Below are 12,904 nucleotides of genomic sequence, written 5' to 3' on the forward strand. Positions count from 1 at the left end.
ATGGCCGATGCCCCCACCGGCAAGGTGACCTTCGTCGGTGCCGGCCCCGGCGCCGCCGACCTGCTGACGTTCCGTGCCGCGCGCGCCATCGCCGAGGCCGACGTCGTGATCTGGGCGGCCAGCCTGGTCCAGGCGGAGGTCCTGGAGCACGCGCGTGCGGAGGCGGAGGTCCTGGACTCGGCGACCATGTCGCTGGAGGACGTCGTCGCGGTCTACCGGCGGGCGCGCACCGAGGGGCTGAAGGTCGCCCGCATCCACTCCGGCGACCCGGCCCTGTGGGGCGGCACCCAGGAGCAGCTCGACCGGTGCGCGCAGATCGGTATCGCGACCGAGGTCGTGCCCGGTGTCTCCTCCTTCTCCGCCGTCGCCGCGCTCGCCCGGCGCGAGCTGACCATCCCCGAGGTCGCGCAGTCCGTGGTCCTCACCCGGCTCGGCGGCGGCAAGACGCCGATGCCGCCCGGCGAGGAGGTGCGCGAGTTCGCCCGGCACGGCACCACGATGGCGATCTTCCTGTCGGCGGCCCGCAGCGGGCAGCTGGTGCGGGAGCTGCTGGAGGGCGGCTACCCGACGACCACCCCGGTCGTGGTCGCCTACCAGGCGACCTGGCCCGAGGAGCTGGTCGCGAAGTGCACGATCGGCACGCTGGAGGAGACCGTCAAGGAGCACAAGCTCTGGAAGCACACCCTCTTCCTGGTCGGCCCGGCGCTGGACGCTCACGGCACGCGCTCGCACCTCTACCACCCCGGTCACTTCCACGGCTACCGCAAGGCCGACCCCGAGGCCCGCAAGGCCCTGCGCACACGGGGTGCGAGCACGTGATCACGGTCGTCGGCACGGGCACAGGTGCGCCGCTCGACGAGGAGGTCCTCGCGGCGGCGGACCTCGTCGTGGGCGGGCGGCGGCATCTGGACGCCGCCCGGCTGCCCGAGGGCGCCGAGCGGATCGTCCTCGGGCCGCTGGCGCCCGCGCTGGACGCCATCGAGCGGTACCTGGACAAGGAGCGGCGGGTCGTCGTGCTCGCCTCCGGTGATCCCGGGTTCTTCGGCATCGTGCGGGCGCTGGGCGAGCGGTTCGGGCCGGACCGGCTGGACGTGCGGCCCGGCGTGTCGTCGGTGGCCGGTGCCTTCGCGCGGCTCGGGCTGACCTGGGACGACGCGGTGGTGGTCAGCGCGCACGGGCGCGAGATGCGCACCGCGGTGAACGTGTGCCGGGCGCGTCCCAAGGTCGCCGTGCTGACCGGGCCCGGAGCCGGTCCCGCCGAGCTGGGGGCGGCGCTCTCCGACGGTTGCGTCGCCGACCGGGTCCTCGTCGTGGCGACCGCACTCGGCGACCCGGGGCGTGAGCGCATGGAGCGGGTGACGCCCGCCGAGGCGGCGGAACGCGACTGGGGGGCGGCGGTGAGCGTGGTGCTGTGCCTGGACGAGGCGCGGGCGCTGGGGCCGGTGCGCACGGTCGCGGGGGCGCCGCCGGCTCCGTCCGGATGGGCTCTGGAGGAGAGTGCCTTCGCGCACCGGGACTCGATGATCACCAAGTTCGAGGTGCGCGCCCTGGCCCTGGCCCGGCTCGGGCCACGGCTCGGCGATCTGGTCTGGGACGTCGGCGCGGGCTCCGGCTCGGTCGCCGTCGAGTGCGCACGGCTGGGCGCCGCCGTCACCGCCGTCGAGAAGACACCCGACGGGGTCGAGCGGATCCGCGCCAACGCGTCCGCGCACGGCGTGGACGTGCGGGTCGTGCACGGGACCGCGCCGGACGCGCTGGACGGACTCGACGACCCGGACGCGGTGTTCGTCGGCGGCGGCGGACGCGAACTGCCCGCCATCGTCAGCGCGTGCGCGCGGCGCGCCCGGCGGGCGGTGGTGGTCGCCATGGCGGCACTGGACCGCGTACCGGCGGCGCGCGAGGCGCTCGTCGCCGCCGGGTTCTCCTGCGACGGCGTCCTGCTGCAGTCGTCGCGCCTCGCGCCGCTGCCGGGCGATGTGACCCGGCTCGCGGCGACCAACCCTGTTTTCCTGCTGTGGGGCACGCGGGCCCCGGCACTGCACGAAGGAGAAGCTCAGTGATCGGCCTCATTTCCGCCACCGCGGCGGGGGCGGCTGCGCGGGACCGGCTGGCCGCGGCGTGGCCGGACCGTACGCGGGTGTACGACGGGCCCGTGAAGGACGCCGTACGGGCCGCCTTCGCGGAGTGCGAGCAGCTCGTGTGCTTCCTGGCGACCGGCGCGGTCGTACGGCTGATCGCGCCGCTGCTGGGTGAGAAGGCCTCCGACCCGGGTGTGGTGTGCGTCGACGAGGGCGGCCGGTTCGCGGTGTCCCTCGTGGGCGGGCACGCGGGAGGTGCCAACGAACTCGCCCACGCGGTGGGCGGCGTGCTGGGCGCGGAACCGGTCGTGACGACGGCCACGGACGCCGTGGGGCTGCCCGGGCTCGACACGCTCGGGTTCCCCGTGGAGGGCGATGTCGCCGCGGTCTCACGGGCGTTGCTCGACGGGGAGCCGGTCGCGCTGGAGGCGGAGGTGAGCTGGCCGCTGCCGCCGCTGACCGTCGCCGCCGAGGGCGCGTACACGATCCGGGTCACCGACCGCGCCGTCGAACCCGCCGAACGGGAGGTCGTGCTGCGGCCGCCCACCCTGGTCGTGGGCGTCGGCGCGTCCAGGGGTGCCCCGGTCGAGGAGGTGCTGGGGCTCGTCGAGGGTGCGCTGCGGGACGCGGGGCTCTCCGTGGCCTCGCTCGCCGAACTCGCCACCGTCGACGCCAAGGCGGAGGAGCCCGGCATCGTCGAGGCGGCGCGGCGGCTCGGCGTTGCGCTCGTGACGTACGCCGCCGAGGAGCTGGCGAAGGTCGACGTGCCGAACCCGTCCGAGGCACCGCTCGCCGCCGTCGGCACGCCGTCCGTCGCGGAGGCCGCCGCGCTGGTGGGCGGGGGCGAACTCCTCGTACCCAAGCGGAAGTCGGCCATGGTCACCTGCGCGGTCGGGCGCCGGCCGGGGCGCGGCCGGCTCGCGGTCGTCGGGCTGGGGCCGGGCGCCCGGGACCTGCTCACGCCGCGTGCGCAGCAGGAGTTGCGGCGCGCGTCCGTGCTCGTCGGCCTCGACCAGTACGTCGACCAGATCCGGGACCTGCTGCGGCCCGGCACCCGGGTCCTGGAGTCGGGGCTCGGAGCCGAGGAGGAGCGGGCGCGCACGGCGGTCGCACAGGCGCGCAAGGGGCATGCCGTCGCGCTGATCGGCAGCGGGGACGCCGGGGTGTACGCGATGGCCTCCCCCGCGCTCGCCGAGGCGTCCGACGACATCGACGTGGTCGGGGTGCCCGGCGTCACGGCGGCGCTCGCGGCCGGGGCGATCCTCGGCGCGCCGCTCGGCCACGACCATGTGTCGATCAGCCTCTCCGACCTGCACACGCCGTGGGAGGTCATCGAGCGGCGGGTACGGGCCGCGGCCGAGGCCGACCTCGTGGTGACCTTCTACAACCCCCGCTCCCGGGGCCGCGACTGGCAGCTGCCGAAGGCCCTCGCGATCCTCTCCGGGCACCGGGAGCCGACGACACCGGTCGGTGTCGTACGCAACGCGTCGCGACCGGACGAGTCCAGTCGCCTCACGACCCTGGCCGAACTGGACCCGGCGACGGTCGACATGATGACGGTCGTGACCGTCGGCAACACGGCGACCCGCCAGATCGCGGGCCGTATGGTCACGCCGCGCGGATACCGCTGGCAGGAGGAGGCGAAGTGAACCGTGTGGTGCACCCGATCGAGCAGGAGTCCTTCCGGCGGCTGCGCGCCCGCCTCGACACCTCGCATTTCCCGCCGCTGACCCGGGCTGTGGTGGAGCGGGTCATCCACTCCGCCGCCGACCTCGACTACGCCACCGACCTCGTCATGGACGAGAGCGAGCTGGAGAAGGCGCACACGGCGCTGCACGCCGGGGCGCCGGTGGTGGTGGACGTGGAGATGGTCGCGGCCGGGATCACGCGTCGCGAGACGGTCTGCCGCCTCAAGGACGCCAGGTCGGGCCCCGGTATGACCCGTTCGGCGCACGCGATCCGGCTGGCGTACGAGGACGTCGGCCCGGGCGCCCTGTGGGTGATCGGCTGCGCGCCGACCGCCCTGGAGGAGCTGCTGAAGCTGGACGCCTGCCCCGCGCTCGTCATCGGTCTGCCCGTCGGTTTCGTCGGCGCGGCCGAGTCCAAGGCCGCGTTGCGCGAGAGCGGGCTGCCCGCCGTGAGCAACGTGTCCGAGAAGGGCGGTTCGGCGGTCGCCGCCGCCGCGCTCAACGCCCTGCTGTACCACCCCGTTCCGAAGTTCGAGGAGACATCGTGACCACCCCGCCGCCCGCCCTGCTCATCGCCGGCCACGGCACCCGGGACGAGGCCGGAGCCGAGGCGTTCCGCGACTTCGTACGGGAGCTGGGGCGCCGCCACCCCGACCTGCCCGTCGCGGGCGGCTTCATCGAGCTGTCGCCGCCGCCGCTGGGCGAGGCGGTGACCGAGCTGGTGGAGCAGGGGGTGCGCCGGTTCGCGGCCGTGCCGCTGATGCTGGTGTCCGCCGGACACGCCAAGGGGGACATCCCGGCGGCGCTGGGCCGGGAGAAGGAGCGGCACCCGGGCATCTCGTACACCTACGGGCGCCCGCTCGGCCCGCACCCGGCGCTGCTGTCGGTGCTGGAGCGGCGCCTGGACGAGGCGCTGGGCGGGGCGGCGCGCACGCCTGAGGAGCGCGCCGAGGTGACGGTGCTGCTGGTGGGGCGTGGCTCCACCGACCCCGACGCCAACGCCGAGGTGTACAAGGCGGCGCGGCTGCTGTGGGAGGGGCGCGGGTACGCGGGCGTGGAGACGTCGTTCGTGTCGCTGGCGGCGCCGGACGTGCCGAGCGGCCTCGACCGGTGCGCGAAGCTGGGTGCGAAGCGGATCGTCGTCCTGCCGTACTTCCTGTTCACGGGGATCCTGCCGGACAGGGTGCGGCAGCAGACGGAGGACTGGGCGGCGGCGCATCCTCAGGTCGAGGTGCGGTCGGCGGACGTCATCGGGCCGGAGCCGGAGCTGCTGGACCTGGTGATGGTGCGGTACCAGGAGGCGCTGAAGGGGGATCTGCGGATGAACTGCGACTCGTGCGTGTACCGGATCGCGCTGCCCGGCTTCGAGGACAAGGTGGGGCTGCCGCAGCAGCCGCACTTCCACCCGGACGACGACGGGCACGCGCACGGTCACGGCGACGGACATCACCATCACGGTCATGGACACCACCACGGGGGGCACGCGCACTCCCATGCGCACTGAACGGGACGGAGCACAGCACGACCTGCGGCACCACGGGGACGCCGAGGTCCGTGACGGCGGGGCGGGGCTGACCGACCTCGCGGTGAACGTGCGCGCGGACACGCCTCCGGCGTGGCTGCGGGAGGTGATCGCCGAGTCGCTGGGCGAGCTCGCGGCCTACCCGGACGGGCGGGCGGCGCGGGCCGCGGTGGCGGAGCGGCACGGGGTGCCGGCCGAGCGGGTGCTGCTGACGGCGGGGGCGGCGGAGGCGTTCGTGCTGCTCGCCCACGCCCTGAAGGTACGGCGGCCGGTCGTGGTGCACCCGCAGTTCACGGAGCCGGAGGCGGCGTTGCGAGCCGCCGGGCACGTGGTGGATCGGGTGCTGCTGCGGCAGGCGGACGGATTCCGGCTGGATCCGGCGCTGGTGCCGCAGGACGCGGACCTGGTGGTGATCGGGAATCCCACGAACCCCACGTCCGTCCTGCACCCGGCGTCGGTGATCGAGGAACTGGCCCGGCCGGGGCGGGTGTTGGTGGTCGACGAGGCGTTCATGGACGCGGTAGCCGGGGAACGGGAGGCACTGGCGGGCCGGACGGACGTGCCGGGCCTCGTGGTCCTGCGCAGCCTGACCAAGACCTGGGGTCTGGCGGGGCTGCGCATCGGCTACGTCCTGGCCGACCCCGGGACGATCGCGCAACTGGAGCGGGCGCAGCCGCTGTGGCCGGTGTCGACGCCGGCGCTCGCGGCGGCTCAGGCCTGCGTGTCGCCGCGGGCGCTGGCGGAGGCGGCGCACGCGGCGCACCGGGTGGCGGCGGACCGGGCGCATCTGGTGGCGGGGCTGCGGGAGTTCGGGCCGGACGGGCTGTATGTGGCGGAGCCGGCGGAGGGGCCGTTCGTGCTGGTCCGCCTGGTGCGGGCGGCTGCCGTGCGGCGGCATCTGCGGGACCTCGGCTTCGCGGTGCGCCGCGGGGACACGTTTCCGGGGCTGGACGAGGAGTGGCTGCGGCTGGCGGTACGGGACCGGGTGACGGTCAACCGCTTTCTGCAGGCGCTGGACCGGGCGGTGACGCTGGCACAGGCTGAGGGGGGCGGCGGGCACCAGGCCTGTCGCCCGCCCCGGGGCTAGGCTGGAAGAGCCCCGAGCAACAGCGTCGGAACCAGCGGTCTGTGCCGATGGGCGCCTCGCGGTCCCGGTGCCCGCACCAGTGAGGCCGAGCAGCATGCCCTGGAACCTGAGCGGGACCTATCTGGAGAGCTGCAACTGCGACGTGGTGTGCCCGTGCACCACCTCGGGTCTGACCGCGCCCGCCGACCACGAGCGCTGCCAGGTGACCTTCGCGTTCCACGTCGACCGCGGGGAGGTCGACGGCGTGGACGTGTCGGGCCGAAGCGTCGCCGTCTTCATCGACGCGCCCCAGGTCATGGCCGACGGTGGTTGGCAAGTGGCGCTGTATGTGGACGCGGCGGCCGACGACGGCCAGGCGGAGGCGCTGGGCAGGGTGTTCTCCGGGCAGGCGGGCGGGCCGATGGCGGCGCTCGTCCCCCTCGTCGGTGAGCTCCTCGGCGTGGAGCGCGTCCCCATCGACTACCGGGACGACGGACGCCGTCACGCGGTGCGCGTGGCCGACGCCATCGACATCGAGATCGAGGACCAGGTCGCCCCGCAGTTCGGCGTGGACGGCCCGGTGATGGGCCTGACCGGCGTCTTCCACCCGGTGAGCAGCACGCTCACGATCGCCCGCTCCACCCGTGCGACCGGCAGCGGGGTGTACGGCCGGTCATGGGAGTTCAGCGGCGGCAACGGGCACTCGGCGCCCTTCGCATGGTCCGCGTGACCGCCGGTCCGCTCGCCGGGCGCGACAGCATCGGCTCCACCGGACTGCTGCTGCTCGCGGCGGCGGCCGCCTGGGCCTGGGTGGTGGGGCGCGGGCGCGTCATGGGGAGCATGCCCGGGACGATGGGCCTGGATCTGCCCGCTTTCCTGCCTGTGTGGACGGTGATGTCGGCCGCGATGATGCTGCCCGCCACGGCGCCCGTCGCGTCCTTGTACGCGCGCACGATCCTTCGCCACCGGTTTGCGCGCTTGGTGGCTTTCACCGTCGGTTACCTGCTGGTGTGGGCCGGCGCCGGGCTGCCCGCCTTTGCGCTGGCGGCAGTGGCCGGCCGGGCGGCGGGCACGCATGCGGCCACCGCGACCGCGACCGCCGCCGTCGTCTTCGCGGCCAACGGCGTCTACCAGCTCACCCCCCTCAAGGACCGCTGCCTCGCCCGGTGCCGCTCGCCGATCGGGCTGATGCTGCGCTATGCGTCGTACCCGGGGCGGTCTCGCGATCTGCGCGCGGGAGTCCACCATGGCGCCTTCTGCCTGGGCTGCTGCTGGTCGCTCATAGCCCTGCTGGCGGCGTTCGGCCTGATGAACCTGTGGGCCATGGTGGGCTTGGCGGCCGTGCTGAGCGCCGAGAAGCTCGCCCCGGCGGGTCCGGTGGTGGCCCGGATCGTGGGGGTGGTCTCCCTCGCCCTGGCCATCGCCGTCGTCTGGGTCCCGAGCCTGGCCCCCGGACTGATCCGCAGCCCGATGTAAGCCGGCTGAAGGCAGACGCCGGGCCCTAGCCGACCACCCGTCCGTTGAGCACGACCCGCCGCGGTACCGCCAGCACCCGTACGTCCGCTCGTGGGTCCGTCTCGTACACCACGAGGTCGGCGGGGGCTCCCTCGTCCAGCGCGGGGCGCCCGAGCCAGGTCCGGGCGGCCCAGGTGGCTGCCGACAGGGCCTCGAGTGGCGGGATCCCGGCGGTCACCAGCTCGGCCACCTCGCCCGCGACCAGGCCGTGGGCCAGCCAGCCCCCGGCATCGGTGCCGACGTACACCGGGACACCGGCGTCGTACGCCGCCCGCACCATGTCGTAGCGCCGCTCGTACAGCCTGCGCATATGGGCCGACCAGCGGGGGAACTTCGACTCGCCACCGTCCGCCAGTCCCGGGAACGTCGCGATGTTCACCAGCGTCGGCACGATCGCGACCCCCCGCTCCGCGAACAGCGGGATCGTCTCCTCCGTCAGCCCCGTCGCGTGCTCGATGCAGTCGATGCCCGCCTCGACCAGGTCCCGCAGCGAGTCCTCGGCGAAGCAGTGCGCCGTGACCCGGGCACCCAGGCGGTGGGCCTCCGCGATCGCCGCCTCCACCGCCTCCCTCGGCCAGCAGGCCGACAGGTCCCCCACCTCACGGTCGATCCAGTCGCCCACCAGCTTCACCCAGCCGTCGCCGCGCCGTGCCTCCTGGGCGACGTAGGCGACCAGGTCGTCCGGCTCGATCTCCCAGGCGTAGTTGCGGATGTAGCGGCGCGTGCGCGCGATGTGCCGGCCGGCCCGGATGATCTTGGGAAGATCGTCCCGGTCGTCGATCCAGCGGGTGTCCGACGGGGAACCCGCGTCCCGGATCAGCAGCGTGCCCGCATCCCTGTCCGTCAGCGCCTGCTTCTCCGAGACGTCCTCGGGGACCGGGCCGTGCGCATCGAGGCCGACGTGGCAGTGCGCGTCGACCAGGCCGGGCAGCGCCCAGCCCTCGACGGTACGGACGTCGCGGGCCCCGGCGGGGCGGTCGTACGAGATCCGGCCGTCGACCACCCACAGCTCGTCGCGGACGTCCTCGGGCCCGACGAGCACCCGTCCCCTCACGTGCAGCACCGCGTGATCGCTCATGTACTGCACCTTAGTTGGCGTCCGCCTGCTACTGCTTCCGGCCGACCTGGTCGGAGGTCTCCTCCTCCACCTCGGCCCTCGCGGGGTCCAGGAGCCGGGAGAGGAAATGCCGGGTGCGCTCGTGGCTCGGGTCGCCGATGACCTGCTCGGGGGTGCCGTCCTCGACGATCAAGCCGCCGTCCATGAAGACGACCCGGTCGGCGACCTCGCGCGCGAAGGTCATCTCGTGGGTCACGACCATCATCGTCATGCCCTCCTGCGCCAGCCTGCGCATCACGGCGAGGACGTCGCCGACCAGCTCCGGGTCGAGCGCCGAGGTCGGCTCGTCGAACAGCATCACGTCGGGGCCCATGGCGAGGGCGCGGGCGATGGCGACGCGCTGCTGCTGGCCGCCGGAGAGGGAGGAGGGGTAGGCGTCCGCCTTCTCCGACAGACCGACCCGCTCCAGGTTCTCGGCGGCGATCTTCGCCGCCTCGGCCTTGTCCCGCTTGAGGACCCGGCGCTGCGGCAGCGTGAGGTTCTCGGTCACCGTGAGGTGCGGAAAGAGGTTGAACTGCTGGAACACCATGCCGATACGGCGGCGTACGGCGTCGATGTCCACATCCGGGTCGGTGACCTCGGTGCCGCCGACGAAGACCTGGCCCTTGGTGGGTTCCTCAAGGAGGTTGACGCAGCGCAGCAGGGTGGACTTGCCGGAGCCGGAGGGGCCGATGACGCAGACCACCTCGCCCTGGCCGATCTCCAGGTCGATGCCGCGCAGCACCTCGTTGTCACCGAAGGCCTTGTGCAGGTCGCGGATCGTGATCTCGGGGGTGCTGCTCACTTGGCGGCTCCCTGGGCCTTGGCCTCCATACGGCGGACGACGAAGCCGAGCGGGATCGTGACCAGGAGGTAGCACAGGCCGGCGACCAGGATCGGCGTGGAGTTGGCGGTCGTGCTGGCCAGGTCGCGGCCGAACTTGGACAGTTCGCGCTCCTCCAGCGTGACGCCGAGGAACAACACCAGCGAGGAGTCCTTGAAGAGCAGGACGAGTTCGTTGGTGAGCGGCGGGAGGATGATCCGGAAGGCCTGCGGGACGATGATGGAGATCATCGCGCGAGTGGGCGAGAAGCCCAGCGAACGCGCCGCCTCCATCTGACCCTTGGGCACGGCCTGGATGCCCGCGCGGATCGTCTCCGCCATGTACGCGGCCGACACCAGGCCGAGTGCGAGGGCGACCTTGCCGTACGTGCCACCGACGATCTCCGTGCCGGGGAAGGCGAGCGGCACGGCGACACCGACGAAGATGAAGATCAGCAGCGCGGGCAGGCCGCGGAAGATCTCGATGTAGATGCCGGCGACCCAGCGGTACGGACCGACGGACGACAGCCGCATCAGTGCGAGGAGCATGCCGAGCACCAGGCCGACGACGAAGCCGGACAGCGTGTACAGCACGGTGTTCTTCAGCGCCGGCGTGATGACGTCCGGGAACATCTGCCGGGCGATGTCCACCTGCGCGAACTGGTTCTGCAGCCGTCCCCAGTCCGCCGTGACCGCGAAGGCGATCACGGCGGCGACGAAGACGACGTACTGGACACCGCGCGACACCCTGCGCTTCTGGGTCCGGGTCAGCCCTTTCCCGCGGGGCTGCACGTCGGCCCTGGCCGTGTCCGTCGTGTCGGTCATGAGGCGGCGGGCGAGGCGACGGACGGGTTGTAGGGGCCGATCCACTGCTCGTACAGCTTCTTGTACGTGCCGTCGGCCTTCGCGTCCTTGATCGCCTTGTTGATGGCGGCGAGGAGCTTGGTGTTGCCCTTCTTCACCGTGAAGCCGTACTGCTCACCGGTGTTGATGTTGCCGGCCAGCTTGAAGGCGTCGGCGTTGGCCTTGTCCTTGAGCCAGCCCTGGACGACCGGGTAGTCGATGACGACCGCCTGGACCTGGCCGGTGCGCAGGCCGTTGAGGACGGCGTCGGAGGACTCGAAGGAGATCGGGTCGAAGCCCTGCTTCTTCGCGTAGTCCTCGCCGGTGGTCTGCGCCTGGGCGCCGAGCTTCCTGCCCTTGGCCTTGACGTCGGCCAGCGAGGTGATGCCGCTCTTCTTGTCGACCAGGAGGGCCTGGGTGGCGTCGAAGTAGGGGTCGGAGAAGTCGACGTGCTTCTTGCGCTCGGCGGTGATGGTCATGCCGGCCGCGGCGAGGTCGCACTGGCCGGAGTTGAGGAACGCGCCGGTCTTGAAGTTCTCGAACGGCGTGTCGACGACGGCCTGCTTCACCCCGAGGTCCTTGGCGACCAGGTCGATCATCGAGACGTCGAAGCCCTGCACCTTGCCGTTGATCTCCGACTGGAAGGGCGGGTAGGGCAGGTGGGTGCAGGTCGTGAGCTGACCGGCCTTGACGAGTTCCACCCCGCCGGCGGCCGACTTGCCGGCGCTGCCGCCGCTGCCGCTCGAGGTGCAGCCGGCCACGAGCAGCACGCCGGCCGTCGCGGTGGTGGCGGCCAGGATGCGGGCCCGGCGCCCGAAGAGCGTGTTCACGGAGGACCTCTCTGTGGGGAATCTCGACTTCCCCTGTGGGGGGATGAGCGGGTTCCGATTATAAGGAGCAGTTTGGGTTCCTCAAACCAAACCGATGGCTGGAGGGCCTTCTCACCTCAGAAGCGATCGGCAAACGGGTGACGACGGCCGCCGGTTACCCTCAAGACCGTCATCGACACCAACATCGACACCGCATCGACACCGACACCGACACCGACACCGTCGGCCTCCGCGAGCGAAGAGAGCACCGCCGTGACCCATCCCCTCCTGGGCCTCCCCCCGCTGAGCGCCGCCCGCTTCGCCTCGATCGAGGCCCGGGTGGCGCGGCTGCTGTCCACCGAGCAGGACGTCGTGATCATGCAGGGTGAGGCGCTGCTGCCGCTGGAGGGGGCGATCCGCGGGACCGCCGGGCCCGGGACGACGGCCCTGAACGTGATCACGGGGCCGTACGGGCAGACCTTCGGCGACTGGCTGCGGGACTGCGGGGCGACGGTGCACGACCTGGCGGTGCCGTTCCACACCGCGGTGACGGCGGAGCAAGTCCGTCAGGCGCTCGCCGAGCACCCGGAGACCGACTTCGTGTCGCTGGTGCACGCGGAGGCGGCGACCGGGAACACGAACCCGGTGGCGGAGATCGGGGCGGTGGTGCGGGAGCACGGCGCGCTCTTCTATCTGGACGCCGTGGCCTCGGTCGGCGCGGAGCCGGTGCTGCCGTACGCGTGGGGAGTGGACCTGTGCGTGATCGGGGCGCAGAAGGCGATGGGCGGGCCGGCGGGGGTGTCGGCGGTGTCGGTGAGCGAGCGGGCGTGGGCGCGGATGGCGGCGAACCCGAGGGCGCCGCGGCGGTCGTATCTGTCGCTGCTCGACTGGAAGGAGCGCTGGATCGACGGCGGGCGGAAGGCGCTGCTGCACGCTCCGGCGCAGCTGGAGATGCTGGCGCTCGAGGCGTGCCTGGAGCGGATCGAGGCGGAGGGGCTGGAGACGGTGATGGCCCGGCACCGGTCCGCGGCGGCGGCGACGCGGGCGGGGGCGGTCGCGCTCGGTGGCGGTCTGGAGCCGTATGTGTACCAGGCGTCGGAGGCGGCGCCGGTGGCCACGACGTTGCGGGCACCGTCCGGTGTCGGGGCGGCGGAGGTGGTCGCGCGGGCGCTGGAGTGTGACCCGGGGCTGCCGTTGGCCGCGGGCGGGGGTGCGCTGGCGAAGGAGATGATCCGGGTCAACCACTACGGGGCCGATGCGACGGCGGAGGCGGTTTCGGCGAGCCTGGCTGCGGTGGGGGCGGCGCTGGGGGAGCTCGGGGTGGATGTGGACGTGGAGCGGGCTCGGGGGGTGGTCGGGGAGGTGTGGGGCTAGAAGGCTGCTGAAAATCTTGGTTGTGGGGCTGTCCGGTCGTAGGCCGGGCGGCCCTTGCTTATGCGGTGGCCGGGGTGAGGTGCCAGCTGCC

Annotated in this window: 13 protein-coding genes; 9 read left to right on the forward strand and 4 right to left on the reverse strand. The window is 73.0% G+C overall.

The window, feature by feature from the left end; genetic code table 11:
- The 8 genes from cobM to AB0N14_RS32635 all read left to right on the forward strand — a co-directional run bounded on the left by cobM (position 1) and on the right by AB0N14_RS32635 (position 7,830).
- Positions 1–819, forward strand: a complete 819-nt coding sequence (gene cobM / locus AB0N14_RS32600) for a precorrin-4 C(11)-methyltransferase (RefSeq protein ID WP_366029305.1) — start codon at positions 1–3, stop codon at positions 817–819.
- Positions 816–2,060 (forward strand): precorrin-6y C5,15-methyltransferase (decarboxylating) subunit CbiE, encoded by a 1,245-nt coding sequence (gene cbiE / locus AB0N14_RS32605; RefSeq protein WP_366029306.1) that lies wholly within the window; start codon positions 816–818, stop codon positions 2,058–2,060. Before cobM ends, cbiE begins: the two co-directional genes overlap by 4 nt.
- Entirely contained in the window at positions 2,057–3,727 is a 1,671-nt protein-coding gene (cobJ, locus tag AB0N14_RS32610) for a precorrin-3B C(17)-methyltransferase (protein ID WP_366029307.1), read from the forward strand. The genes cbiE and cobJ overlap by 4 nt, the downstream gene beginning before the upstream one ends.
- Positions 3,724–4,314, forward strand: a complete 591-nt coding sequence (locus tag AB0N14_RS32615) for a precorrin-8X methylmutase (protein WP_366029308.1) — start codon at positions 3,724–3,726, stop codon at positions 4,312–4,314. The genes cobJ and AB0N14_RS32615 overlap by 4 nt, the downstream gene beginning before the upstream one ends.
- Positions 4,311–5,270, forward strand: coding sequence for a sirohydrochlorin chelatase (locus AB0N14_RS32620; protein ID WP_366029309.1), 960 nt, complete (start codon positions 4,311–4,313; stop codon positions 5,268–5,270). The genes AB0N14_RS32615 and AB0N14_RS32620 overlap by 4 nt, the downstream gene beginning before the upstream one ends.
- Entirely contained in the window at positions 5,260–6,375 is a 1,116-nt protein-coding gene (gene cobC, locus AB0N14_RS32625) for an Rv2231c family pyridoxal phosphate-dependent protein CobC (RefSeq protein WP_366029318.1), read from the forward strand. The genes AB0N14_RS32620 and cobC overlap by 11 nt, the downstream gene beginning before the upstream one ends.
- A gap of 94 nt (positions 6,376–6,469) precedes the next feature.
- Entirely contained in the window at positions 6,470–7,084 is a 615-nt protein-coding gene (locus tag AB0N14_RS32630; protein WP_366029310.1) for a DUF1326 domain-containing protein, read from the forward strand.
- On the forward strand, positions 7,081–7,830 hold the full coding sequence (locus AB0N14_RS32635; RefSeq protein ID WP_366029311.1) for a DUF2182 domain-containing protein: 750 nt from the start codon (positions 7,081–7,083) through the stop codon (positions 7,828–7,830). The genes AB0N14_RS32630 and AB0N14_RS32635 overlap by 4 nt, the downstream gene beginning before the upstream one ends.
- A gap of 25 nt (positions 7,831–7,855) precedes the next feature.
- Here the strand turns inward: AB0N14_RS32635 and AB0N14_RS32640 are convergent, their stop codons facing one another.
- From AB0N14_RS32640 to AB0N14_RS32655, 4 genes are read right to left on the reverse strand one after another with little or no spacing between them, the layout of a single operon-like run.
- Positions 7,856–8,947 (reverse strand): amidohydrolase family protein, encoded by a 1,092-nt coding sequence (locus tag AB0N14_RS32640; RefSeq protein ID WP_366029312.1) that lies wholly within the window; start codon positions 8,945–8,947, stop codon positions 7,856–7,858.
- Positions 8,948–8,975: 28 nt separating this feature from the next.
- The gene (locus tag AB0N14_RS32645; RefSeq protein WP_366029313.1) at positions 8,976–9,770 is read right to left on the reverse strand and encodes an amino acid ABC transporter ATP-binding protein; all 795 of its coding nucleotides are present in this window, start codon (positions 9,768–9,770) and stop codon (positions 8,976–8,978) included.
- Positions 9,767–10,612, reverse strand: a complete 846-nt coding sequence (locus tag AB0N14_RS32650; RefSeq protein WP_366029314.1) for an amino acid ABC transporter permease — start codon at positions 10,610–10,612, stop codon at positions 9,767–9,769. Before AB0N14_RS32650 ends, AB0N14_RS32645 begins: the two co-directional genes overlap by 4 nt.
- Positions 10,609–11,460: a transporter substrate-binding domain-containing protein gene (locus tag AB0N14_RS32655; protein ID WP_366029315.1), complete on the reverse strand. Its 852-nt coding sequence runs from the start codon at positions 11,458–11,460 to the stop codon at positions 10,609–10,611. Before AB0N14_RS32655 ends, AB0N14_RS32650 begins: the two co-directional genes overlap by 4 nt.
- Positions 11,461–11,712: 252 nt before the next feature.
- On the opposite strand from AB0N14_RS32655, the gene AB0N14_RS32660 reads away from it, so the two are divergent.
- Positions 11,713–12,813 carry an aminotransferase class V-fold PLP-dependent enzyme gene (locus AB0N14_RS32660; protein ID WP_366029316.1) on the forward strand — a complete coding sequence of 367 codons (1,101 nt, stop codon included), beginning with the start codon at positions 11,713–11,715 and terminating at the stop codon, positions 12,811–12,813.
- Positions 12,814–12,904: the final 91 nt, after the last annotated feature.

The organism is Streptomyces sp. NPDC051104 (genome assembly GCF_040682835.1).
Classification (GTDB): Bacteria; Actinomycetota; Actinomycetes; order Streptomycetales; family Streptomycetaceae; genus Streptomyces; species Streptomyces cynarae.